General features: G+C 39.7%; 23 protein-coding genes and 1 tRNA gene. 22 read left to right on the top strand and 2 right to left on the bottom strand.

Features of this window, described 5'->3' with window-relative positions; genetic code table 11:
- The first annotated feature begins 198 nt into the window (after positions 1–198).
- Positions 199–645 (top strand): Hsp20 family protein, encoded by a 447-nt coding sequence (locus CXF64_RS13625; RefSeq protein ID WP_007585496.1) that lies wholly within the window; start codon positions 199–201, stop codon positions 643–645.
- Between the two features lie 60 nt (positions 646–705).
- Here the strand turns inward: CXF64_RS13625 and CXF64_RS13620 are convergent, their stop codons facing one another.
- A complete protein-coding gene (locus CXF64_RS13620; RefSeq protein WP_101217269.1) occupies positions 706–2,262 on the bottom strand; it encodes a cryptochrome/photolyase family protein in 1,557 nt (518 codons plus the stop codon).
- 191 nt (positions 2,263–2,453) lie between these two features.
- Positions 2,454–2,915: a globin domain-containing protein gene (locus tag CXF64_RS13615; protein ID WP_007585499.1), complete on the bottom strand. Its 462-nt coding sequence runs from the start codon at positions 2,913–2,915 to the stop codon at positions 2,454–2,456.
- Between the two features lie 434 nt (positions 2,916–3,349).
- Between CXF64_RS13615 and CXF64_RS13610 the strand changes: the two genes are divergently transcribed.
- From CXF64_RS13610 to CXF64_RS13510, 21 genes are all read left to right on the top strand, one after another.
- Positions 3,350–3,426, top strand: a tRNA-Met gene (locus CXF64_RS13610).
- A 281-nt stretch (positions 3,427–3,707) separates the two neighbouring features.
- Positions 3,708–4,163, top strand: a complete 456-nt coding sequence (gene rimP, locus CXF64_RS13605) for a ribosome maturation factor RimP (RefSeq protein WP_002958482.1) — start codon at positions 3,708–3,710, stop codon at positions 4,161–4,163.
- A gap of 39 nt (positions 4,164–4,202) precedes the next feature.
- Positions 4,203–5,702: a transcription termination factor NusA gene (gene nusA, locus CXF64_RS13600; RefSeq protein ID WP_007585502.1), complete on the top strand. Its 1,500-nt coding sequence runs from the start codon at positions 4,203–4,205 to the stop codon at positions 5,700–5,702.
- Between the two features lie 25 nt (positions 5,703–5,727).
- On the top strand, positions 5,728–8,388 hold the full coding sequence (infB, locus tag CXF64_RS13595) for a translation initiation factor IF-2 (protein WP_007585504.1): 2,661 nt from the start codon (positions 5,728–5,730) through the stop codon (positions 8,386–8,388).
- A gap of 156 nt (positions 8,389–8,544) precedes the next feature.
- Positions 8,545–9,030 (top strand): 30S ribosome-binding factor RbfA, encoded by a 486-nt coding sequence (rbfA, locus tag CXF64_RS13590; RefSeq protein WP_007585506.1) that lies wholly within the window; start codon positions 8,545–8,547, stop codon positions 9,028–9,030.
- Positions 9,014–9,973, top strand: coding sequence for a tRNA pseudouridine(55) synthase TruB (gene truB, locus CXF64_RS13585; protein ID WP_007585508.1), 960 nt, complete (start codon positions 9,014–9,016; stop codon positions 9,971–9,973). The genes rbfA and truB overlap by 17 nt, the downstream gene beginning before the upstream one ends.
- A gap of 153 nt (positions 9,974–10,126) precedes the next feature.
- On the top strand, positions 10,127–10,396 hold the full coding sequence (gene rpsO / locus CXF64_RS13580; protein WP_007585509.1) for a 30S ribosomal protein S15: 270 nt from the start codon (positions 10,127–10,129) through the stop codon (positions 10,394–10,396).
- A gap of 620 nt (positions 10,397–11,016) precedes the next feature.
- Positions 11,017–13,143 carry a polyribonucleotide nucleotidyltransferase gene (pnp, locus tag CXF64_RS13575; protein WP_007585511.1) on the top strand — a complete coding sequence of 709 codons (2,127 nt, stop codon included), beginning with the start codon at positions 11,017–11,019 and terminating at the stop codon, positions 13,141–13,143.
- A 142-nt stretch (positions 13,144–13,285) separates the two neighbouring features.
- On the top strand, positions 13,286–14,164 hold the full coding sequence (nlpI, locus tag CXF64_RS13570; protein ID WP_024608885.1) for a lipoprotein NlpI: 879 nt from the start codon (positions 13,286–13,288) through the stop codon (positions 14,162–14,164).
- The gene (locus tag CXF64_RS13565) at positions 14,151–15,326 is read left to right on the top strand and encodes a hypothetical protein (protein ID WP_024608884.1); all 1,176 of its coding nucleotides are present in this window, start codon (positions 14,151–14,153) and stop codon (positions 15,324–15,326) included. The genes nlpI and CXF64_RS13565 overlap by 14 nt, the downstream gene beginning before the upstream one ends.
- A 215-nt stretch (positions 15,327–15,541) precedes the next feature.
- Complete coding sequence (locus CXF64_RS13560; RefSeq protein WP_033027043.1) at positions 15,542–18,334, top strand: monovalent cation/H+ antiporter subunit A; 2,793 nt, start codon at positions 15,542–15,544, stop codon at positions 18,332–18,334.
- Positions 18,334–18,687: a Na+/H+ antiporter subunit C gene (locus tag CXF64_RS13555; protein WP_010554685.1), complete on the top strand. Its 354-nt coding sequence runs from the start codon at positions 18,334–18,336 to the stop codon at positions 18,685–18,687. Before CXF64_RS13560 ends, CXF64_RS13555 begins: the two co-directional genes overlap by 1 nt.
- Positions 18,684–20,201, top strand: coding sequence for a monovalent cation/H+ antiporter subunit D (locus CXF64_RS13550; RefSeq protein ID WP_007585521.1), 1,518 nt, complete (start codon positions 18,684–18,686; stop codon positions 20,199–20,201). The genes CXF64_RS13555 and CXF64_RS13550 overlap by 4 nt, the downstream gene beginning before the upstream one ends.
- Complete coding sequence (locus CXF64_RS13545; protein ID WP_007585523.1) at positions 20,201–20,737, top strand: Na+/H+ antiporter subunit E; 537 nt, start codon at positions 20,201–20,203, stop codon at positions 20,735–20,737. Before CXF64_RS13550 ends, CXF64_RS13545 begins: the two co-directional genes overlap by 1 nt.
- Positions 20,731–21,000: a K+/H+ antiporter subunit F gene (locus CXF64_RS13540; protein WP_007378493.1), complete on the top strand. Its 270-nt coding sequence runs from the start codon at positions 20,731–20,733 to the stop codon at positions 20,998–21,000. Before CXF64_RS13545 ends, CXF64_RS13540 begins: the two co-directional genes overlap by 7 nt.
- Before the next feature lie 9 nt (positions 21,001–21,009).
- A complete protein-coding gene (locus CXF64_RS13535) occupies positions 21,010–21,342 on the top strand; it encodes a Na+/H+ antiporter subunit G (RefSeq protein ID WP_007585525.1) in 333 nt (110 codons plus the stop codon).
- A 130-nt stretch (positions 21,343–21,472) separates the two neighbouring features.
- Positions 21,473–21,970 (top strand): DUF2059 domain-containing protein, encoded by a 498-nt coding sequence (locus CXF64_RS13530; protein WP_010554687.1) that lies wholly within the window; start codon positions 21,473–21,475, stop codon positions 21,968–21,970.
- A gap of 508 nt (positions 21,971–22,478) precedes the next feature.
- On the top strand, positions 22,479–22,922 hold the full coding sequence (locus tag CXF64_RS13525) for a MerR family transcriptional regulator (protein WP_101217268.1): 444 nt from the start codon (positions 22,479–22,481) through the stop codon (positions 22,920–22,922).
- Positions 22,912–25,158, top strand: coding sequence for a heavy metal translocating P-type ATPase (locus CXF64_RS13520; protein WP_101217267.1), 2,247 nt, complete (start codon positions 22,912–22,914; stop codon positions 25,156–25,158). Before CXF64_RS13525 ends, CXF64_RS13520 begins: the two co-directional genes overlap by 11 nt.
- A 20-nt stretch (positions 25,159–25,178) precedes the next feature.
- Positions 25,179–25,532 (top strand): cupredoxin domain-containing protein, encoded by a 354-nt coding sequence (locus tag CXF64_RS13515; RefSeq protein ID WP_007378488.1) that lies wholly within the window; start codon positions 25,179–25,181, stop codon positions 25,530–25,532.
- Positions 25,533–25,602: 70 nt separating this feature from the next.
- Positions 25,603–25,818, top strand: coding sequence for a TIGR02450 family Trp-rich protein (locus tag CXF64_RS13510; protein ID WP_007585532.1), 216 nt, complete (start codon positions 25,603–25,605; stop codon positions 25,816–25,818).
- The last annotated feature ends 68 nt before the right edge of the window (positions 25,819–25,886 follow it).

Here is a 25,886-nt window from a genome sequence, read left to right as displayed (position 1 = left end):
TCTTCAGTGCCTTTTTTATTTATTTTTAATAAATTTACTTGAAAACAATTTTACCGTCCATATATAGTTAAGTAGGACGCCTGATGGGTCCTAAATTAAACTTAAACAATTGAAATTTATATTATTAATTAAACTTTGCTTGAGCTTGTTCAATAGAAAAGCACATGCAAAATATCGCTTAAATATGAGGATATTATTATGCGTACAGTAGACTTATCACCACTTTATCGTTCATTTATCGGCTTCGAACATTTAGCATCACTTATGGATGCGGCAGCTAATACAGACAAGCAGCCTAGTTTTCCTCCTTACAATATAGAAGCACTCGATAAAGACAAATACAGAATCACTATGGCCGTTGCTGGTTTTAGTGATAGTGAATTAACCATTGAGTCAGAAAACAACACATTAAAAGTTGCAGGTATTAAAGCTAATAAAGATGAAAATAATGAACGTAAGTTTATTCATCAAGGTATAGCAGAGCGTAACTTTGAACGTAAGTTTCAGCTTGGAGACCATGTAAAAGTACTTGGTGCCGATTTAGCTAACGGCTTATTAAGCATAGAGTTACAGCGTGAAATTCCTGAAGCACTTAAACCACGTAAAATAGAAATTGGTAATAGCAATCTAATAGAAGGTAAATAGTCTTCTAAAGTACATATTCCCCTGATTATTTAGCCGCCTCATTTGAGGCGGTTTTTTTACTTAAAGCGCTTCTAAATTATTAAGGTAGTAGGTTGCTTGTTGCAGCGTTTGTTCTTGAAGTGTTTCATCTTGTTTATCCCAGTTTTTATATACCATACCAATACGTGGGTTCTTCTCTAGCCTGTCTCTGTGTCTATTCATGAAATGCCAATACAAGCTATTTAGCGGGCAGGCCTTATCTCCTACTTTTTGTTTAACATCGTACTGACAGCTTTTGCAGTAATCGCTCATTTTATTAATGTAGTTACCGCTTGCAGCATAAGGCTTTGTTGCAATTATTCCATCATCGGCAAACTGACTCATGCCTCGGGTGTTGGGCATTTCTACCCATTCTATGGCATCTATATAAACGCCTAAGTACCAGTTGTCTACGTCATCAGGGTTTATTCCTGTAAGCATGCAAAAGTTCCCAATAACCATTAGGCGCTGAATATGATGAGCATAAGCGGTTTCAAGGCTTTGCTTGAGTGAGTGGCTTAGACAATTCATTTTTGTAGAGCTGTTCCAAAAATAAGATGGCAGTTTATTTTTGGCTTGTAATTGATTTTTAACTGCGTAGTCGGGCATGTTAATCCAATAAATGGCACGTACATACTCTCTCCAGCCTAATATTTGCCTGGTAAAGCCCTCTACTTGCGAGAGGGATATTTCATTGGGTCTTTGTTCGTATTCGCTTATTACACGTTTGATTACATATAACGGGTGGAGTATTTTTGCGTTTAGGGCAAACGATAAACGGCTATGGTACAGGCTGGTATTGTTTTTACTTTGATCTGTCATCGCATCTTGAAAGTGACCAAAGCGACTAAGTAAGTGCTCACAAAAGTATTCAAGAGATTCAATCGCTTGTTTACGCGTTGTTGGCCACTCCAGTGAATGTTCATTTATTTCACCCAAATAAGCGACGTTGTGTTTATTTAAACGAGAAATAATGCTGCTAACATCAGTATTGAATAACTTAGGCTCTGGGATGTCGGCTAAGTCTTTTTTGGAAAATTTATTACGATTATTACTATCAAAATTCCATTTGCCACCAGTTGGCTTTGCATCATCAATTAATATATTAAATTGCTTACGCATAGCACGATAAAAGTGCTCCATTGTTACATGCTTGTTTTTTGTAAAGCGTGTTTTTATATCGGTGAACGGTAATAAAAAGTGTTCAGTATCTGTAGCAATTACATTTAATGAGCTATCACTTTTAAACTTAGCTAATTGAGATTTTAGCCTAAACTCGTCAGGGTATTGATATTCAATAGAGTCGCATTGGTATTTATCGGCAACTCGCTTGAGTAATTCAATCAAGTCCTTGTCGTCATCGGTATCATCAAGTGTTAAATGTAAAACATTAAAACCTGCCGTGTTTAATGCAGTTGCAAAGTTTTCCATAGCATTAAAAAAAGCACACAGTTTTTGAATGTGATGTTTAACGTAGTCAGTTTCTTGTTTTAGTTCTGCGATGAGGTAAAGCGTGTCGTCGTCTTTTTGCTTGTACCATGAATGAGATGGGTTTAGCTGATCGCCTAGTATTAGTCTGAGTGTTTTGTGATGGGTCATAGTAAAGCCAAATTTTTTTATACGGACGTATTTAATTAAAGGATCGTTTTACTATTTAACTACGAGTGAATAGAGCAAAAAGGCTTAACCGATTATCAAGGCAATAAAGGCGTGTTGGATCATGGTGTGCAAATGAGTTTAATTAATGGGGAGGTTAAGTAAGTTAAATTGCCACCCCTAAAATTTTATATTTAAATTTTATTACTTTGCTTTTGCTGCATTTTTTGTTGTAACGAAACCACATTAGATACATTAAATAGAATATTGCTGGCAAAGTTTTCAAAATATTTAAGGGCTTTTTTCCAAGCGAGCTGGCTCTCAGGAGTAAAGTGTTTACCAAGGTGCTCTTTAAGGGTTTCGTAAAACGCATCAGATAATAGTGCAATGTCACTTTGCGAAACACTGCTTTTTTTTAGGTACATTAAATGATGTGCTAAAAAAGGAGCTACCGATGCTGGCTTATCTAAATGTTTAACAATTCGTTCTAACACACAAAAAAGGGTAAAACTCTTTTCGTTAAATTGTAAGGCTGTTGGGTAATTCATTTCAATGCTAGATTCAGCCAATTTACTGTGAAATCGAGCCGTGAATGCATGAAAATTTGGCTTAATAATTGTTAAGTTATTTAACAATGCTGATTGTTGTTGGTTCATTTTTATCTCGCTGCAGTGAGTAATAACTATTATTATTAAGTGGCATAAAATTGATTATAGCGGGCAGATAAAATTCTGCACGTTTTTTTAGTGTTAAAGTATGGGTTTTAGTTATATCAATTTATTTTCTAGTAAATTGTAAGCATCTAGAAGGTACTAAGGTAGCTCAAATTTAGTTTGTTTGATTTTCACTCAAAAATAATAAGCTGTAATATTTAATAATTTAGAGACAGCATTTTATAAAATTGATTGATTGATTACTTATGTTACTTATATATACATTAAATTAGCATCTTGACGAATTGGAAATTTTACAAACTAATTGCGTATTATAGTTGCTAATCATCCCGTACATCCTTATAATAGCGGCCATTGTTTAGCATGTTGTAAAACAGCTAACAGCGATATTAAATTTAAAGTTTGATATCTATTGGCGCGGGATGGAGCAGTCTGGTAGCTCGTCGGGCTCATAACCCGAAGGTCGTCGGTTCAAATCCGGCTCCCGCAACCAATTCTACTAGTAGGTATTACCTTACTAATTTATATCGCGCATTCTAAGTAATGCGCGTTTTGCGTTTTAGACTATGTAGTTTAATTAGGTCAGTTTACTGACTCGCAACCAAGCTTGGCCCTAGGCCACACAGTTTTATGCTTTATTGGTGTGACGCCCCGCTTGGTTCGGGGCGTTGTTGTATCTGCACCTTGCGATTTGTGGCAATTGTCATCAAATTAAAACTTAAACTCAGTATTTTAGGGCTATAAGCCCTTTTTTTGTTTGTATGGAGGATTTTCGTGACAAAACTTGAACAAGATTTAGTAACCATGTTAACGCCTGCGGTAGAAATGTTAGGCTTTGAATTGCATGGTCTTGAATTTGTGCAAGCGGGTCGCCATTCTACCTTAAGAGTATATATTGCTCATGAGGATGGGATCTCAGTTGATAACTGTGCGGATGCAAGTCGCCAAATTAGTGCGATTTTAGACGTCGAAGACCCAATTACAAATGAATATGATTTGGAAGTATCGTCTCCTGGTGTTGATCGTCTATTATTCAAACAAGATCACTACGAGCAGGCGCAAGGAGAGGAAGTACGCGTGCGTACTAAACTTCCACAGGATGGTCGTCGTAATTTTAAAGGCGACTTAGTAGCAGTTAGCAGCGATATGATCACACTATCTAGCGATGGTGCAGAGCATCTGATCATGCTTAGTAACATCGAACGTGCGAATTTAATCGCGAAGTTTTAAATTCGAGTGCGAAGGAATAGGGCAAGCGAGGCATTACCCATGGCAAAAGAGATATTATTGGTTGCTGAAGCCGTTTCCAATGAGAAAGCGGTTCCAAAAGAAAAGATTTTTGAAGCTCTAGAGTTCGCTTTAGCGACAGCTACAAAGAAAAAACACGATGGCGAAATTGAAGTACGCGTAGCAATTGACCGTAAAACCGGTGATTACGATACGTTCCGTCGTTGGCAGATTGCCGCTGTATTAGAAGATGGTTCTTTAGAGAACCCATACAGCGAAATCACTCTAGAAGCAGCACAGGTTGAAGAACCTGATTTGCAAATGGGTGATTATGTTGAAGAGCAAATCGACTCAATCAAATTTGACCGTATTACAACACAAATGGCTAAGCAAGTTATCGTACAAAAAGTACGTGAAGCTGAGCGCGCTTTAGTTGTTGAAGCATACAAAGATCAAGAAGGCGAGCTGGTAACGGGTGTTGTTAAAAAAGCAACTCGCGATGCAATCGTACTTGATTTAGGTAACAACGCAGAAGCGGTAATTTACCGTGATGACATGTTACCACGTGAAAACTTCCGCCCGGGTGACCGTATCCGTGGTCTTTTATATGAAGTTAAGCCTGAAGCACGCGGTGCACAATTATTTGTAACGCGCTCTAAACCTGAAATGCTAATGGAATTATTCCGCATTGAGGTGCCAGAAATTGGCGAAGAGATGATTGAATTACGTGCAGCAGCACGTGATCCAGGTTCACGCGCTAAAATTGCTGTTAAATCTAACGACAAACGCATTGACCCAATTGGTGCATGTGTTGGTATGCGTGGCGCACGAGTTCAGGCTGTATCGTCAGAACTTGGCGGTGAGCGTGTTGATATCGTACTTTACGATGACAACCCGGCACAATTTGTTATCAATGCAATGGCGCCAGCAGAAGTTGCTTCAATCGTAATGGATGAAGACACTCACTCAATGGATATCGCTGTAGAAGCAGATAACCTAGCGCAAGCAATTGGTCGTAATGGTCAAAACGTTCGTTTAGCAAGTCAGTTAACTGGCTGGGAACTAAACGTAATGACTGTTGAAGACATGCGTACTAAAAATGAAGCTGAATCTGATAAGTTACTTAACTTATTCACTGAAAATTTAGAAATTGATGATGAGTTTGCATCATTACTTATCAACGAAGGTTTCTCGACACTTGAAGAAGTGGCGTATGTACCAGCGTCTGAATTTTTAGAAATTGATGGTCTTGATGAAGAGACTGTAGATTTACTGCGCTCACGCGCAAAAGATGCATTGACAACTAAAGCACTTAAAACGGAAGAAAGCTTAGATGGCGCAGAGCCAGCTGAAGACTTACTTGCGCTTGAAGGTTTAGAGCGTCACTTAGCATTTGTTATGGCAAGCAAGGGTGTTGTTACACTTGAAGACTTGGCAGAGCAAGGTATTGACGAATTAGTTGATATCACAGAACTTTCATCTGAAAAAGCGGGTGAACTGATTATGGCTGCACGAAACATTTGTTGGTTTGCAGACGAGTAATTTATTAACGGAGGTATTACACACTATGGCAGAAGTAAATGTTGAAAAACTAGCCGGCGATATAGGTACGACTGTTGATAAATTGCTACAGCAGTTTTCACAAGCAGGTATCACTAAGCAAGCAACTGATAACGTAACAGAAGCTGAAAAAGCAACGTTACTTGATCATTTAAGCAAGCATCATGGCGGTACAGGTTCAGATGGCCCAGCGCGTATGACTTTACAACGTAAGAGCAAAAGCACTTTAAGTGTTACGGGCTCTACTGGTAAAGCAAAAGATGTTCAAGTTGAAGTTCGCAAAACACGTACTTACGTGAAGAAAAGCGCAATGGAACAAGAACAAGAGCAAGCTCGCTTAGCTGCTGAAGAAAAAGTGCGTCTTGAAGAGCAGCAAAAAGCTGACCAAGAAGCCGCAGAATTAAAAGCGAAACAAGAGGCAGAACGCAAAGCGAAAGAAGAAGCCGACCGTAAAGCCAAAGAAGAAGCTAAACGCAAAGCTGATGCAGAGCGTAAAGCGAAACAAAAGCAGATGACCCCAGAGCAAAGTGCTAAGTCTGAGAAAGATCGCATAGAAGCTGAGCGTCTGCAAAAAGAAGCAGAAGAGGCCGCATTGAAGAAAGCTGAAGAAGAAGCGAAACGTCAAGCAGAAGAAGCAAGAAAGCTAGCTGAAGAAAACTCGGCACGCTGGAAGAAAGAAGAAGAAGAACGTAAGAAACGCGAAGAAACAGCGGATCACCATCTTACGACTTCTACTTATGCACGTGAAGCAGAAGATGTTGCCGATGCTCGTGATGAGCAAGGTACACGCCGTGCTAAGAAAAAGAAAAAAGCGCCAGCAAAAGATAAATTTGCAGCGTCAAGAGGCCGTAACAAGTCTAAGTTAAAAGCACCTGCATCATTACAACATGGTTTCCAAAAACCAACTGTTGATGTTAAAAATGAAGTGCGTATTAGCGAAACAATTACAGTAGCTGAGCTTGCATCACGCATGGCCGTTAAAGGCGCTGAAGTTGTTAAAACAATGATGAAAATGGGTGACATGGTTACTATTAACCAAGTGATTGACCAAGAAGCTGCACAATTAGTTGCAGAAGAAATGGGTCACAAGGTTATCATTGTTAAAGAAAACGAATTAGAGCAAACAGTACTTAATGACCGCCACGAAGATGGTAAGTCAGAGCCACGTGCTCCAGTAGTAACTGTAATGGGTCACGTTGACCATGGTAAAACATCAACTCTTGATTACATTCGTTCTGCGAAGGTTGCTTCTGGCGAAGCCGGTGGTATTACACAGCATATTGGTGCATACCATGTTGATGTAAACGGTCACATGATCACCTTCTTAGATACACCAGGACATGCTGCATTTACTTCAATGCGTGCTCGTGGTGCTAAAGCGACTGATATCGTAATCCTAGTAGTTGCAGCAGATGATGGCGTTATGCCACAAACTAAAGAAGCGGTACAGCATGCTCGTGCAGCTGGCGTTCCTTTAATCATCGCAGTAAACAAAATGGATAAAGAAGGCGCAGATCCAGATCGTGTTAAAAACGAACTTGCTGTACTAGACGTTATTCCAGAAGAATGGGGCGGCGATACGCAGTACGTTCATATCTCAGCTAAAACTGGCTTAGGTATTGACGACCTTCTTGAAGCAGTATTGAACCAATCTGAACTTTTAGAGCTTTCTGCACCTACTGAAGGTATGGCGGCTGGTGTTGTTATTGAATCTCGTCTTGATAAAGGCCGTGGTCCAGTAGCATCAGTACTTGTTCAATCTGGTACGCTTAACCAAGGTGACATTGTATTATGTGGTCTTGAGTATGGCCGTGTTCGTGCAATGCGCGATGAAAACGGTAAAGACATTAAGTCAGCTGGTCCATCTATTCCAGTTGAGATTTTAGGTCTTTCTGGTATTCCAGCTGCAGGCGACGAAGCGACTGTAGTTAAAGATGAGCGTAAAGCGCGTGAAGTTGCTTTATACCGTCAAGGTAAGTTCCGCGATGTTAAACTAGCACGTCAGCAAAAAGCTAAGCTTGAAAACATGTTTACTAACATGACTGAAGGCGATGTTTCTGAAGTTAACGTGGTACTTAAAGCAGACGTTCAAGGTTCTATCGAAGCAATCTCTGATTCACTAACTAAACTTTCTACTGATGAAGTGAAAGTGAAGATTGTTGGTTCAGGTGTTGGTGGTATTACCGAAACTGATGCAACACTAGCTGCAGCGTCTAACGCAATTGTAGTTGGCTTTAACGTTCGTGCTGATGCTTCAGCTCGTAAAGTTATCGAGACTGAAAACTTAGACCTACGTTACTACAGCGTAATCTACAGCTTGATTGACGAAGTTAAACAAGCAATGTCAGGTATGCTAGCGCCAGAGTTTAAACAAGAAATCATTGGTCTTGCTCAAGTTCGTGACGTATTCAAGTCTCCAAAAATTGGCGCAATCGCTGGTTGTATGGTTACTGAAGGTGTTATTAAACGTAGCGCTCCAATCCGTGTACTACGTGAAAACGTTGTTATCTATGAAGGTGAACTTGAGTCACTTCGTCGCTTTAAAGACGATGTTGCTGATGTTCGTAACGGCATGGAATGTGGTATCGGCGTTAAGAACTACAATGACGTACGTGTTGGTGACCAAATCGAAGTATTCGAAACAGTTGAAGTACAACGTACTCTATAATTGTTACTAGGGAGTATTGAACGCTCAGGTTAACGCCGGACGTTCTACACACCCTACGCTAAGATTTTAAATGGGGGCTTAGCCCCCATTTGCATATCCATTATTTAGTTAACTTATTATTTAATTTCAATAAGTTATTATTTTAGGACAAGTATAATGAGAGAATTTTCTCGCACTGATCGTGTTGCACAGCAAATCCAAAAAGAGATTGCTGTAATTTTACAACGCGAAATTAAAGATCCACGCTTAGGTATGGTGACAGTGTCAGCGGTAGAAGTATCGCGCGATTTATCTTATGCCAAAATTTTCATTACTGTGTTTAACACACAAGATGAAGACGCAGCAAAGCAAAGCGCAAAAGTACTTAATGAAGCAACGGGCTATATTCGCTCGTTACTTGGTAAGCGTATCCGTGCACGTATAATGCCTGAGTTAAAGTTTGTAGTTGATAACTCATTAATGGAAGGTATGCGTATTTCTAATTTAGTGGATTCTATTATCCGCGAAGATAACGCAAAGCATGTAGATGAAGACGTAGAAAGTGTTGATGCTGCTGATGTTTCAGATAGCGAAGAAGGTACTGATCACGTAGACGATACAGATAGCGAAGAAGGCACTGATACAGATGGCAAAGCGCAGTAAAGGCCGTGCAGTTGACGGTATTTTGTTGTTAAACAAACCTGAAGGCATTTCATCAAATAAAGCATTACAGCAAGCAAAAAGTGTTTATTTTGCGCAAAAAGCTGGGCACACAGGTGCTTTAGATCCACTTGCCACAGGTATGCTGCCAATTTGTTTTGGTGAAGCGACTAAGTTTACGCAGTTTTTACTCGATACAGATAAAACCTATATCGTTCGTGCACAACTGGGTGAGCGTACAACAACATCAGATTCTGATGGCGAAATTGTTAGCACTAAAGATGTGAACGTTACACGTGAACAGCTAACAAAAGAAATAGCTGCTTTTGTTGGTGAGTCTGAACAATATCCGTCAATGTACTCAGCTCTTAAGTACCAAGGTAGACCGTTATATAAGTACGCGCGCGAAGGTATTGAAGTTCCTCGTAAATGCAGAAAAATAAACGTGTTTAGCTTATCGTTTGACGAATTTGATGAGCAAAGCAATGTATTACAAATGACGGCCCATGTATCTAAAGGGACCTACATTCGTACTATCGTTGATGATTTAGGCGAAAATCTAGGCTGTGGCGCACACGTTATTATGCTCCACAGAACCGCTGTTGGTCAGTATCCGGCAGATAAAATGGTCTCGCTAGATGAGATTGAAGCGTTGCTTGCTAAAGCGAAAGAAGAAGAGCTTGCGCCTTCAACTTATTTAGACTCGCTATTGCTACCAATTGATACTGCTTTAACTGATTTACCCGTTGTTGAAATTACAAAAGAACAAGGGGGGATTTTTAGTCACGGGCAAGCTGTAGAATTATCAATCGCTTTACCTGATGGTGCAATTAAAGTTGTTGCGGATAATATATTTATTGGTACTGGTGAGCGCAACTCAAACGGTCATTTAAAGGTTAAACGTGGTCTTGCTAGTCAGCAAGACGATTATGTAAAGCCTGAATAAGCAACTAATGTGCCTAACGGTGGCTTATTAGTTGTAGTTGGGGATAATTAGCTTGTAGTTATTCCTACAGTTGGTAGAATACGCCCGCTTAATCGTTTTGGCTGAATTAGTGATCGGCTAAGACACCTTTTAAATTTAATTTTTGGAGTTACTATGTCACTAAGCAATCAAGAAAAAATCGATATCATTGCTAAATTTGCACGTGCAGAAGGCGATACAGGTTCATCAGAAGTACAAGTAGCATTACTTACTTTTGACATCAACAAGCTTCAAGGTCACTTTGCTGATCACAAGCATGACTTCCACTCACGTCGTGGTCTGCTTCGTAAAGTAAGCACTCGCCGTAAACTACTTGATTACCTTAAAGGTAAAGACATCACTAGTTATACTGCGTTAATCAAAGAACTTGGCCTACGTCGCTAAGAACTAGATTATAGAAAAAGGAGCTTTTTAGCTCCTTTTTTTGTGCCTGAAATTTGTGTTTCCAAATTAAGAAAATTCTTAAACCTATTGAATTATAATATAAACCCCCCATTTCATAGCCTACCAATAGCTGTTGTATTTACCCGCTAATTAGCCCAGTTTAAATCTAGTAGCTAGTGTGTGTTGACCTTTCGTGATTAATTTTGTAGCTGTATGTTTGGTCTTTAGGCAAGGCAGCGCCTATGTAGTGTGGTTATTCCCCATAAATAGGCGATAACGCAGCATAAATGCCAAACATGGGCTGCCCTGCGGGTTCATCCTAGGGGCGATTAACTCTTTGTTGCTCGATTTTTACTTAGCCCACTAGGTTACAAACCTCGCGCCGTGATTAAATCGACCCTAGATTGAACAAATTTCAATCCACAAAGAACAACACACCCTAGACTCGCATTTTGAAGCAGCTTTGGTATATACTATGCGCGTAGGTAAAAAGGTTTATCTACGCTTATTCACATCATTGCCAATTGTAGTACTTAATTGATTTCCAACTGAATACAATTATGTACTGTAATTGGTACTTTGATGACAACTTATTAGAATACATTTAAGGAATATTTTAAGTGCAAGCAATTATTAAAGAATTCAAACTAGGTCAACATACAGTGACTCTAGAAACTGGTGCAATCGCTCGTCAAGCAGACGGCGCTGTACTTGCAAGCATTGGCGACACTTCAGTTTTAGTAACTGTTGTTGGTAAGCGTGAAGCACAACCTGGCCAAGACTTTTTCCCACTAACAGTTAACTACCAAGAGCGTATGTATGCTGCTGGTCGTATCCCAGGTGGTTTCTTAAAGCGTGAAGGTCGTCCTAACGATGGCGAAACACTTATTGCACGTCTTATTGACCGTCCAATTCGTCCACTTTTCCCAAGCGGTTTTGTAAACGAAGTACAAGTTATTGCTACTGTTGTTTCTGTTAACCCTGAAATCCAACCTGATATGGTTGCGATGATTGGTACTTCAGCAGCACTTGCTATCTCTGGTATCCCGTTCAGTGGTCCAATTGGTGCATCTCGCGTTGGTTACATCAACGGCGAATACGTACTTAACCCTACATTAAAAGAGCTTGAAGAAAGCCAACTTGATTTAGTGGTAGCCGGTACTGATAAAGCGGTACTTATGGTTGAATCAGAAGCTAACGTACTTGCAGAAGACGTAATGCTTGGCGCTGTTGTATATGGTCATGAGCAATCTCAAGCGATCATCACTGCAATCGAAGAATTTAAAGCAGAAGCAGGCAAGCCTACTTGGGATTGGACTGCACCAGCTAAAAACGTTGCACTAGAAGATAAAGTTGCAGCAATTGCTGCTGATAAAGTAGGCGCAGCTTACTTAATCACTGATAAAGTAGCGCGTAAAGAAGCACTTGGCGTAGCTAAAGATGAAGTTGTTGCAGTGTTAACAGCTGAACTTGCTGAAGGCGAGTCTTTAGATAAGCAAGAAATTGGTAAAATCTTCGGTTCACTTGAGAAGAAAATCGTTCGTGGCCGTATCGCTTCTGGCGAAAAACGTATCGATGGTCGTGAACCAGATATGATTCGTGCACTAGATGTAATGACTGGCGTATTACCGCGTACTCACGGTTCTGCTATCTTTACTCGTGGCGAAACTCAAGCGTTAGTAACAGCTACACTTGGTACAGAACGTGATTCACAGTTAATCGACGATTTAACTGGTACTCATAAAAACCACTTTATGCTTAACTACAACTTCCCTCCATTCTGTGTAGGTGAAACTGGTTTTGTTGGTTCTCCTAAGCGTCGTGAAATCGGCCATGGTAACCTTGCTAAGCGTGGTATTGCTGCTGTAATGCCAACATTGACTGAATTCCCATATTCAATCCGTGTAGTATCTGAAATCACTGAATCAAACGGTTCATCTTCAATGGCTTCTGTATGTGGTACTTCACTTGCACTTATGAATGCCGGTGTACCAATTAAAGCGTCTGTTGCCGGTATTGCGATGGGTCTAGTTAAAGAAGACGATAAATTCGTTGTTCTTTCTGACATCTTAGGTGATGAAGATCACTTAGGTGACATGGACTTTAAAGTTGCTGGTACAGCTGCAGGTATCACTGCACTTCAAATGGATATCAAAATCGAAGGTATCACTCAAGAAATCATGCAAATTGCGCTTAAACAAGCAAAAGCTGCACGTTTACATATCTTAGAAGTGATGGACGAAGCAATTTCTGCTCCTTCTGAAGAGCTATCAATGTTTGCTCCTCGCATATACACAATGAAAATCCCACAGAAGAAAATCGCTGAAGTTATCGGTAAAGGTGGCGCAACTATTCGTCAGCTTACTGAAGAAACTGGTACAACGATTGAAATCGGTGACGACGGTACAATTAAAATTGCCGCTACTGATGGCGAAAGTGCAGCTAATGCAATTAGCCGTATTGAGCAATTAACAGCTGAACTTGAAGTAGGTACTATCTACGAAGGTAAAGTTGTACGTATTGTTGATTTCGGTGCGTTTGTAAACATTCTTCCTGGTAAAGATGGTCTAGTACATATTTCTCAAATTAGTACTGAGCGCGTTAATAACGTGGCTGATCACCTTTCTGAAGGTCAAGAAGTTAAAGTTAAAGTACTAGAAGTAGATCGCCAAGGCCGTGTACGTCTAAGTATTAAAGAAGCAATGGAATCAGCAGCACCTGCAGCTGACGCGCCAACTGACGCGTAATTGTTAACTTATTAATCTAGTTATATTAGCTAGATGATAAAAAAAGGGGCTGTTTAGCCCCTTTTTTTATGCTTTAATGAAACCTTATTGGACAAGGTCTGTCTTATATTAATCGCGATATATCTTGGTATTAAGGATTTTAATGATACTCAAACATTTAGCTTTGGCATCTTTTGCTATTTTGTCTTTAAGCGCTTGCCAAACTACAACAGAATCAGAACCAACCCCGATTGTTAATGTGCCATTTACTGCACCTTTAGCCTCTGACTTTAGAAGTGAAATTGCTATTGCACGCTACTCAGAGTTATTGAATAGGGCTGACTTAAGCGAAGAGCAACAAGCTAAGCTTTATTACGACCGTGGTGTACTTTTTGATAGTCTAGGTATGACCACTCTTTCGCGTATTGATTTTAACCGCGCAGTAAAACTTAAGCCTGATTTAGCTGAAGTGTATAATTTTTTAGGTATTCAACATACGCTTATGCAGCAGTATGAAAAAGCCTATGAGTTTTTCGATTCAGCTCTAGAACTTGATGAAGAGCATGAATACGCCTATTTAAATCGAGGAATTGCACTGTATTACGGCGATAGAGCTGGCCTTGCTAAAAATGACTTTAACGAGTTTTTAGCCCGTTCTCCTAACGATCCGTACCGTGTTTTATGGGTTTATTTAGCCCAGGCACACGAGGATAAAGTAACCGCACTTGATGCACTTAAACAAAATGCGACTGCGCTTGATGATTCGCAATGGGCGTATCAGTTAATTTCTCTTTATACGGGCGATATGAGTGAACATGCATTTTTATCAGGCATTAGTGATGGTGTTAGAACTGAGCAAGAATATGCGCAGCGTTTATGTGAAGCTTATTTTTACCTAGCTAAAATGCATCAAGCAGCGGGTGAGCTTTATTTAGCATCCGATTATTTTAGGCTTGCGCTTGCGACTAACGTGCACGAGTTTATTGAATATAAATATGCGCGTTTAGAACTTGAGTTGATGGAAGGTGTTGACGCAAGTTAAGCGTTTTAAATTAATAGGTGTATTACTATGTTGTTTGTTAATTACAGGCTCGAGTAATCACCTTGGCGCTATTGGCTTTTGGCATGTTTTAAATACAAAAGCCAATGTTCTACAAAGTTATTGGAATTCACCAGCTTATTTTTCTGATCACCTAGAGCAGTTACCAAAGACCTCTTTAGCTATACTTGCTCGCAGTAAAATTTCCTCAGCACAATATATGTATTCTCTTAAACTTATTAAAAGCAGTCAGAGTGATACTGCAAAACAATTTTGGCTCTCAGCTATAAATGACTTAACAATCCCAGAGCGTAAAATATTAGCAACAAAGTTACTTGAGCAATCACGTTGGAGCGATTTAGAGTTACTCGCTAGTAAAAACAAATTACCAGCAGGGGATGTGCTAAATCATCTAAAACTTCAGTTAAAAACACCACAGAGTAAAATATCTACCGCGTTTATCCACGATCTTGGTTTTTCATCTTTAAAAAATATAAGTAAGCCTAATAAGCAATGTATGTTTAACGTGCTGACTATGAGCGATCATCGTAGTGGCTTATATAAACTTACAGAGTTTATTAATGCTTATAATAAACAACCAGAGCCCCGTGAAAATATTTTTTGCTTTTCAAAACCAGTTTACGTTGCAGGTATGCTTGAGTGCAAAAGTAGTACTAGTCAAATAGCAAAGTGTGACTGGCAATTATCTAAACTTAATAGCCAGCTTCCTAACAATTTTGATTTTATAGTGATGATGCCTAAAGATGGAACGGCTAATGTCACGAAGGGAACAATGCTAATAAACTCAAAAGCAAAATACAGTATATTTTTGCATGAGCTGATGCATTTTAACGGTTTTGAAGATGAATACGCTTTGCCTAAAACTAAGCAAGCATGGTTGTGTGCAAAAACGGGTTTTGTTGCACCTAATTTATTTATTTCTCATGGTGAGTCGCCGCCAACAGGTTGGCATAAAGCAAAGAGTTGCCAGGTAGGGGGTATTGCTTATAAACCTAGTGAAAATTGGTCTATTATGCAATATCAGCAGTTAGGGCTCTCAGCGCAGTATAGACAACTTTGGTTGAAACATTTAGATATGACCAATGGTAACTTTCATCATCACCCTGGCGCGCTTACATTTGCAAATAAGGCCATATTAAATTAACAATTATCAGTATTAATTAATTGTTTTTTTAGGCTTAATAAATTGTTAGTTCTTGTTTAAAAAATACCCATATAGAACCGCTTTTTATAGACAAAATCAGTGTTTTTCAGTATAACTATAGTCATTAATGTCGTTTAAAAACAGGCAGTAAAAGCATCACTTAGTATTAAAAAGAGATGCCCTGATAAACTTATGATAATAAAAGGCCCTACATTATGACTTTGCTCTGGATACCCTTGTTATCCTTAATTGGCAGTGTTATTTCTGCATGCACAGGTAAGTTATCTCGCAATTTAAGCACTAGTTTAACGGCTCTTGCGCCTTTGACGGCTTTGGGGATTACTCTATACCATGCACCTGCCGTTTTAGCGGGCGAAACCATTCGTTATTCTTTAGCTTGGATCCCGTCAATAGGACTCGATTTATCTCTGCGGTTAGACGGCCTCAGTTTATTGTTTATGTTTATGATTTTAGGCATAGGCTTGCTCGTTATCCTCTACACGCGTTACTACCTAAGCGCTAATGACTCAATGGCTAAGTTATATAGTTACTTAATGCTATTTATGACTGCAATGCTTGGTATTGTTATGTCTAACAACGTCATTCAACTGTGGTTGTTTTGGGAATTAACGAGCATCAGCTCATTTTTATTAATTAGTTTTTGGTGGCATAAATCAGAAGCGCGAAAAGGCGCACGTATGGCGCTTGCTGTAACAGGCGCGGGCGGCTTAGCGTTACTTGCTGGATTGATGCTATTAGGTGATATTGTTGGTAGTTACGACCTAGATGTTATTCTAGCGAGTAAAGCAATAATTCAATCTCATGATTTATACGAAGTAGCATTGGTATTGGTGCTACTGGGTGCGTTTACTAAATCGGCACAATTTCCATTTCACTTTTGGCTTCCTCATGCAATGGCAGCGCCTACGCCAGTAAGCGCGTATTTACATTCTGCGACGATGGTAAAAGCCGGTATATTTTTGTTAGCACGTTTTCATCCTGCTTTAGCTGGCACCGATACGTGGTTCTTGCTCGTTGGGTTAACGGGTTTAGCTACGTTGTTGTTTGGTGCTTATATAGCATTATTCAAACACGACTTAAAAGGCTTGTTAGCCTATTCAACAATAAGCCATTTGGGTTTAATAACGCTATTACTCGGACTTGATACTGAGCTTGCGACTGTTGCTGCTATTTTTCACATAATTAACCATGCAACGTTTAAAGCGTCGTTATTTATGGCCGTTGGTATTATTGATCACGAAACGGGCACGCGCGATATGCGTAAATTAAATGGTATGTGGCGATACTTACCATACACTGCAACGCTTGCGATGGTCGCGGCGGCTGCAATGGCAGGAGTTCCTTTACTAAATGGCTTCTTGTCTAAAGAAATGTTTTTTGCAGAAACGCTACACCAGCAAGTGCTTGGTTCTATGTCGTGGTTAATTCCAGTACTGGCAACTGTTGCAGGTGCACTAGCTGTTGCGTACTCAGCACGCTTTATTCATGACGTGTTTTTTAATGGTGAACCAATTGATTTACCTCGTACGCCACATGAGCCACCGCGCTATATGCGTGTACCAATAGAAATACTCGTTGTGATTTGTTTGTTAGTGGGTATGTTCCCGCACTTTACAATTGATGGCATTTTATCTGCGGCGTCTTTAGCTGTACTTGGAAAAGAAATGCCAGTGTACGAATTAGCTATCTGGCACGGGTTTAACTTGCCTCTACTAATGAGTGCGATGGCGATTGCTGGCGGCTTATTTATTTATATTAATCGTAAATATCTATTTCAATTTCAAGCATCGTTACCACCTCTAAACGCTAAAAAAACGTTTGAACGTGTGATATTAAGCGTTATTGCTTGGTGTCAGTCGAAGGTAAGCAGTACAGAAAATGGATCACTACAGCGCTACCTTGTAATTATGCTAGCGGTAGTATTGCTGTGTGCGGGTTGGCCATTATTTGAAATGCAACAACTTGCCGGTAGCATGCCACTTACCCCTGTTGATGTGCACAATGCAATTGGTGCAGGCTTATTGATTATTGGTGCTCTTGCCACCGTTATTTGGCATCGCTCTCGAATGGTATCGCTATTAATGCTCTCAATTGTGGGATTAATGGTGTCGGTTGTATTTACACGCTTTTCTGCTCCAGATTTAGCGCTTACGCAGCTAACTGTTGAGGTTGTTACTATTATTTTACTTATGCTGGCATTGTTTTTCTTGCCGCAGCATACGCCAAAAGAATCAAGTTCATTACGCGTACTTCGAGACTTAGCAATAGCCTCTACGTTAGGTGTAGTGATAGCGAGTATTTGTTACGCATTACTTACACGCCCGCTAGATTCAATCTCAGACTTCTTTATTGCTAACGCTAAAATAGGTGGCGGTGGTACTAACGTAGTTAACGTTATTTTAGTCGACTTTAGGGGCTTTGATACGCTTGGTGAAATTACCGTATTAGGCATTGCCGCATTAGGTATATTTAAAGTACTTTCTCGAATCCCATTATTTATGCCAGCGAGCGACAGCGAAGGGCGCCCATGGGCACGAGAGCGCCATCCAATATTACTCGCGAGTATTTCACAAAGTTTATTACCGCTTGCGTTATTAGTTTCTGCATATATTTTCTTACGTGGGCATAACTTACCTGGTGGTGGCTTTATTGCTGGGTTAGTAACGTCAATCGCGTTTATTTTGCAATACATGGCGCATGGTACAGCATGGATAAACGAACGCTTTGATGTTAATTATCGCAAAATTATAGCCTCAGGCATTGGTATTTCTTTGTTTACAGGTGTGGGTAGTTGGTTCTTCGATAAGCCATTTTTAACAACTTGGTTTGACTACTTTGATATTCCGTTTGTCGGTAAAACAGAGCTTGCCAGCGCGATTGCATTTGACCTAGGTGTTTACTTAACTGTTGTAGGCGCTACGTTAATGATTTTAGCAAGCTTAGGTAATATGACAGCAGATACCCAGAAAAAAGAGGTAAATATTTAATGGAATTATTGTACGCATCTTGCGTTGGAGTATTGGTCAGTTGCGGTGTGTTTTTACTGCTGAGAGCTCGTACATTCCCTGTAGTACTTGGGCTTACTATGATTTCATACGCTGTTAATTTATTTTTGTTTTCAGCAGGTCGCCTTACTATTAATAAAGCGGTAGTACTTGGTACTGGCACAGAATACGCCGATCCTCTACCTCAAGCATTAGTACTAACTGCAATAGTGATTGGTTTTGCGATGACCGCATTTGTGGTTATTTTGGCAATACGTGGGCGCGCCGATTTAGGTAGTGACCATGTTGATGGTTATGTGCCTAACACCTCTGCAGATAATAAGGAGCAAAAATGATCCAACATTTAGCTTCGCTACCTATTTTATTACCTATGCTGACGGCAGTTATTTTATTGCTGCCGCCATGTGGTAAAAGCGTCAAAATTCGCCGCTTAGTTTCAATTGTAATGGCAATAGCTACTTTTGCCATTAGTGTGCTTTTACTTGTACATATTAATAATACAGGTATTAATGTTTACGCTATTGGTAGTTGGTCTGCACCATTTGGGATAGTCTTAGTCGCTGACATGTTATCTACCTTATTGGTTACGTTAACTTCACTTTTAGGTTTGGGCGCTATTTTATATGGTAGTGCTGGCGATGATGAAAAGGGCAGCTTTTATCATCCACTTGTCCACTTTTTAATATTGGGTGTAAATGGCGCGTTTTTAACTGGCGATTTATTTAACCTATTTGTTTTTTTTGAAGTGTTACTGATTGCATCATATGCACTGTTAATGCACGCAGGTGATAAACAAAACACTCGTGCGGCACTGCAATATGTAATATTAAATTTAGTTGGCTCAAGCGTATTTTTAATCGGTTTGGGTATTTTGTACGGTGTACTTGGTACGCTTAATATTGCAGATATGGCGCAAAAAGTATCACAGCTTTCGGGCGATGATGTATACCTAGCAAAAGCAGGTGGTTTATTACTATTAATTGTATTTGCTTTAAAGGCCGCACTATTACCTCTGCATTTATGGCTTCCAAATACGTATTCAAGCGCTAAACCTGTAGTTGCAGCATTGTTTGCGATTATGACCAAAGTAGGCGTTTACGCCATGCTTCGTGTTTACACGGTGATATTTGGCGAACAAGCAGGAGCGCTTGAACATATGGCGCAGCCTTGGCTTTGGGGCTTAGCAATTGCCACCATTATAGTGGGTGCCATTGGCGTTATGGCAGCGCAAGACTTACGTAAACTCACCTCTAACTTAGTATTAGTATCGGTAGGTACGTTGGTTGCGCTAATTGCATTGCAAAATGTAAATGCCACTGCTGCACTTTTATATTATTTAGTGCATTCAACAGTTGTTAGTGCCGCACTGTTTTTACTAGCAGACCTTGTTTCTACGCAGCGCGGTAAAGTTGGTGATAGGCTCGTAGCGGGTCGCTCTGTTAAACAACCATTTTTATTAGGTGTGTGCTTTATTGTTGCGGCTTTAACTGTAGTTGGTATGCCGCCACTATCAGGCTTTGTAGGTAAAATTTGGATACTTAAAGCCACATTAAATAGTGAGCAAGCTTTACTATTTTGGCCTGTATATTTAGTAACAAGCTTCGCGTTGTTGGTAGCGCTTTCGCGTGCTGGCACGACCTTGTTTTGGGAGCATAAAAGTAAAAATAGCGAAAACGCAGATTGTGCAAATGCACACCCGTTGCAGGTAATTGTAATTATAGGTTTACTTGCGTGTTCGCCATTGCTCGTTATTTTTGGCGGACCAATAAGTGAATACATGCTAGGTGCTGCTACTCAGTTACATGATATAAGCGGCGGTATTAATGCTGTACTTAAAGGAGGCATGTGATGAGATTACAAGCCCGTTTTCGTTGGTTACCAACGCCATTTCGTAGCTTATTTTTGTTTATGGTTTGGCTATTGTTAAATAATAGCGTGTCGGTAGGGCACTTAGTATTAGCGACTATTTTTGCAATACTTATCCCGATATTAAGTTTTTCGCTTCGCGAGCCTCAGCCACTAATTTTAAAGCCGGGCTTGGCTCTTAAGCAGTTGCTTATTGTGCTGTACGATATTGTCGTAGCAAATTTACAAGTGGCTTTACTTATACTTGGGCCATCTAAAAATTTGCGTCCGGCATTTATAAAAGTACCGATAGATTTAACTCATGATATGCCAATTACCATATTGGCCAGTAGTGTATCGCTTACACCCGGTACAGTGAGTGCAGAGGTTTACCCAATTGCTGAATCGTTACCTGAGGGTGAAGAGCCAACACAACGCTACTTATTAATACATGTGCTTGACCTTAAAGATGAAGAAGCACTTATCAAACAAATAAAACAACGCTACGAAGCTCCACTAAAGGAGATATTTCAATGTTAGACACCGTATTACTCATTGTTTTTTCGATGATTGGCTTATCATTATTGCTTAATTTATGGCGATTGATCATTGGTCCATCAGTGCCTGATCGTGTTTTAGCGCTCGATACAATGTACATTAACGTCATTGCACTGATTATTTTATATAGCATTAGTATGGATACAGGGCTTTATTTTGAAGCTGCACTGCTTATTGCCATGCTAGGTTTCATAAGTACAGTTGCAGTGTGTAAGTATTTACTACGTGGCGATATAATTGAATAAGGTGAAAACATGATCAGCGAATGGGTTGTATCAATATTATTGTTATTTGGTGGTACGTTTATTTTAATTGGCTCAATAGGCTTAGTTAAACTACCTGACTTTTTTATGCGTTTGCATGGGCCAACTAAAGCAACAACGTTGGGCATGGCAAGTATGCTAATTGCAGCTATGGTTTATTTTGCAAATTCAGGACATGGCCTAAGTGTTAAAGAAATACTCATTACTATATTTTTACTAATTACGGCACCGATTAGTGGTTACATGCTAATAAAGTCAGCTATTCATCATAAGCTAAAAGCCAAAGAAGGCACTAAAGGCCTAGATAATGTAGAAGACGATTAACATAAAAATATATTTATAAAAGGCCGAATAAATTCATTTTATTCGGCCTTTTTAGTGACTGCTTGTACCCTTTACAAGACTAATTAATAATGTAACTATAAAACGATTATTTATATGAAAGGATATTATTATGGGTAAGGTACTACTTTTATCATTACTGATTTTTTCTAGTAGTTTGTATGCTGAACAAAATACTAAGCAGCAAAAAATAGATGAACTTATTAGTGTAATGAATTTAGATTCAATGGTTGACTCTATGTACGGCCAGGTTGAAGGTATGATGAAAGGCATGTCAGACCAAATGGGCGTTAAGCCTTCTGAACAGGCAATTTTTGATAAATACTACAGCGACATGACGACGGTATTAAAAACCGAAATGAGCTGGGCCAAAATGCAGCCGATGATGATTAGCGTGTACGACAAACATTTTAGTGAGCAAGAAATTGCCGATATGCTAGCGTTTTATAAAACAGATACAGGGCAAAAAATACTTGAAAAAATGCCTGTTGTAATGCAAGAGTCTATGCAAATGTCACAAAGCTTAATGAAAGATGCTATGCCTAAAATACAAACTTTAGCGCAGCAACTAAGCGACGAATTAGAGCAAAGCCGTAGCGAATCAAACTAGGGAGCGCATGTTTGGTATTTATGCTGCGTTATCGCCTATTTATGGGGAATAACCACACTACATAGGCTCTGCCTTGCCTAAAGACCAAACAGTCTGCTGTAAATTAAACCACCAATGATCAACACGCCCTTAGATTAATACGCGCCTTACTTAGGCGCTTCTCTCCTGAATTACATCCCCTACAGATAATACACGCCCGATATCAGCTTAAGTTAATTATGTTTGTGTCACTATACTAATGAGCAACAATACTTAATCAATTTGAGGGATTAAATTCGGCGTTAACTGCGTTAAACATTTTGATATACGACTGCATGGATGCAGAGGCAATTAGTGATAACAACTAAATAACGAAACCTTTGCCTTGTTATCAACACGATTTTCTTGTCTTAAATAGGTTACTTAATTAAGCGAATTGGTATTATTTTATTAGTTTTAAAATAGTCATTGACCTATGTGTTGCACCTAGGTTTATTATGAAGCTACTGAAACACGACGGAGCTAAATTATGTATGTTAAACAACTCGCCAAGTTAATGGGCGTGACTGCCGATACTGTTCGTCATTACACACGTGTTGGGTTGCTTAACCCAATACGCAGTGAAGAAAATGGCTATCAAGAGTATACAAAGCAAGACCAGCAGCGTTTAAAGTTTATTATTAGCTCTCGTCAACTTGGTTTTTCACTCAAAGATATTCAACACATTATAGGCGAGTCAGAGCAGGGGAATTGTCCTTGTCCGTTAACGCGTAAACTCATTACTAAACGCCTAGAAGAAACCGAAGCACTATTTCAAGAAACATTAAAATTACGAAACAGAATGCATGCAGCTCTGGAGCAATGGGATACATCAGCCGATGGTGCAAATGCCAGTGACGTGTGTAGTTTAATAGAATCTTTTGTTGATCCAATAAATGATTCTGCAAATAAGGAGCAGCGTAATGACGACTAATACAAAAGACACCGCGCAAAACTTTATTATTGAAGGCGCTAATTGCGGCAGTTGTGTGGCTAAAATTGAAAAAGCCCTTAATAGCGTGCAAGGCGCGCAAAACGTGGAAATGAACTTTGCTGAGCGTACTGTCCGTGTAGAAGGTAAAGCTTGCGAAAGCACGCTCATTAAAGCAGTCGAAAACATTGGTTATTCAGCTAAGCCAATGAGTAACGAGTCTGATCAAGATGCACTTGATGAAAAAGCAAAGTCGGATGAGGCACATTATAAAAAGCTAATGCGTAATATGATATTAGCGTTAGGGGTCGGTACGCCGTTAATGATATACGGGCTTATTTTTGACATGAGTGTGACCACCGACACACAACGAATAGCATGGTTTTTAGTGGGTATAGTCACGCTTGTGGTTATGGCTATATCAGGTAAACAATTTTACAACGGTGCATGGCAGGCATTCAAAAACCATGCTGCCAATATGGATACATTAATAGCGCTTGGTACAGGTACTGCGTGGTTGTATTCAATGTTTGTGGTAATAGCACCAAACTTATTACCGGAAGTTGCAAGACACGTATATTTTGAAGCATCATCGATGATCATCGGTTTAATTAGTTTAGGGCTCGCTTTTGAAGTAAAAGCACGTGGGCGCACCTCACAAGCAATTAAACGCTTAATTGGCCTGCAACCAAAAACTGCACGCGTAATTCGCGATGACCAAGAGCAAGACATCGACATTAGTGATGTTGTAAAAAATGATGAAGTACGCGTACGCCCGGGTGAAAAAATCCCTGTGGATGGCGATGTTATTGAAGGCAGCAGTACGGTTGATGAGTCAATGCTTACTGGTGAGCCAATGGCTGTAAGCAAAAAAACGGGCGACAAAGTCGTTGCCGGAAGTATTAATAAAAGTGGCACTTTATTATTTAAAGCCACGCACATTGGTAGCGAAACCACACTTGCCAATATTATCAATATGGTAAAGCGTGCACAAAACTCTAAGCCATCAATAGGGCGCTTAGCTGATGTTATATCAGGAATATTTGTACCAACAGTCATGATTATTGCAGTACTTGCTGGCCTTGCATGGTTAAACTTTGGACCTGAGCCATCAATTGCTTATGCCGTTGTTGCAATAACCACTGTACTTATTATTGCGTGTCCTTGTGCGCTAGGACTCGCAACCCCTATGTCGGTTATGGTGGGTATTGGTAAAGCTGCAGAGTCAGGAATATTAATTCGAAATGGTGAGTCGCTGCAAACAACATCTAAAATCACCACCATGATTTTAGATAAAACAGGCACTATTACTCAAGGCACACCGCAAGTTACCGATGTAGTTACGTTTAACAACAGTGATGAAAATACAGTAATGCAACGTGTTGCAAGCCTTGAAAGTAGCTCAGAGCATCCACTGGCAGAAGCAATTACGGCACACGCTAAAAAGCAGGGCTTAGCTTTAAGTAAAGTAGCCGACTTTAACGCAATTACAGGTAAAGGTGTGACTGGCAGTGTTGACGGGCAAACATTGTTGTTTGGTAATAAAGCGCTAATGGATAAATACGATGTAGCCGTTGATGATGCAACCGAGCAAGCTCAAACACTTGCCGGTGATGCTAAAACGCCCATGTATTTTGCAAGTAATAATAAGCTCCAAGCTATTATTGCGGTAGCAGATCCTATAAAAGAGGATTCAGTTGAAGCTATTAAACGCCTGCAAGATAAAGGTATCCACCTAGTTATGCTAACAGGTGACAACAAAGCCACTGCACAAGCCGTTGCTAAGCAAGTTGGTATTGATGACTTTATTGCAGAAGTAATGCCCGATGATAAAGTAAACGAAGTAACAAAACGTCAAGCAAACGGTGAAATAGTGGGTATGACAGGTGACGGTATTAACGATGCCCCCGCACTTGCGCAAGCCGATGTAGGGTTTGCAATTGGCACAGGTACCGATGTTGCAATAGAAAGTGCAGACATTACCTTAATGCGTGGTTCGTTACATGGCCTTGCTGATGCAATTGCAGTGAGTAGTGCAACTATTTCAAATATTAAACAGAACCTATTTGGTGCCTTTATTTATAACGTGGCGGGTATTCCGATTGCAGCCGGCGTGTTGTATCCATTTTTTGGAATACTACTTAACCCTGTTGTTGCAGGTGCAGCTATGGCACTTTCATCGCTTACAGTGGTAAGTAACGCTAATCGCTTACGTTTTTTCAAACCAAATAAATCGTAATTTAAGCTAAGGAGTACATTATGTTGATGATTAATATAGGTGGTGCACTGTTAATAGCCGCAATTATTTATTGGTTTTGGCTATACAAACCAGAGCAAACACAAAGTGATGACAACAAAGTAACGATAGTCGTTGATAACGGTGTTTATAAGCCAGGACACATTAAAGTGGCAGCCAACAAAGAGGTTGTACTTACCTTTGATAGAAAAGACAGCGCGCCGTGCGCCGAAACAGTGGTATTTCCACAGCTTGATATAAGTAAAACTCTGGCAATGGGTGATGGCAATACAGTTAAACTACCCGCGCTTGAAGCCGGTGAGTATGACTTTCATTGCCAAATGCAAATGTATAAGGGCAAGCTAGTTGCTCAGTAACCTGAACTAAGTAGGTGTTGGGGTCGTATAGTTGCCTTATAAAAGTTACGAGTAAGAGTCGCTATATTAAATGAATAAATTAAACCCTAAAAAATTATTGAATAGTAAATGGACCGCAACACCTTCTATAAATAAAGAAAAACACTTCATTATTGTTGAGGTAGAATTTGATGAAGATGGCAATGTAATTGAGTGTATTACCGAGGCTGTTATGTCAAAAAATCAATATCCAATTAGTTGGCGAGATTTAAAAGATAACCAAAAGTGGCTACAAGGGTGGAAGTAGTTCAAATCTATATACTTTACCTTCCTCCAAGCGGCACTTTTGCAGATAGCTGGCACACGATGTAGGTT

The organism is Pseudoalteromonas sp. GutCa3, from assembly GCF_002836155.1.
Lineage (GTDB): Bacteria > Pseudomonadota > Gammaproteobacteria > Enterobacterales > Alteromonadaceae > Pseudoalteromonas > Pseudoalteromonas arctica.
This window is presented reverse-complemented; position numbering and strand designations above follow the sequence as displayed.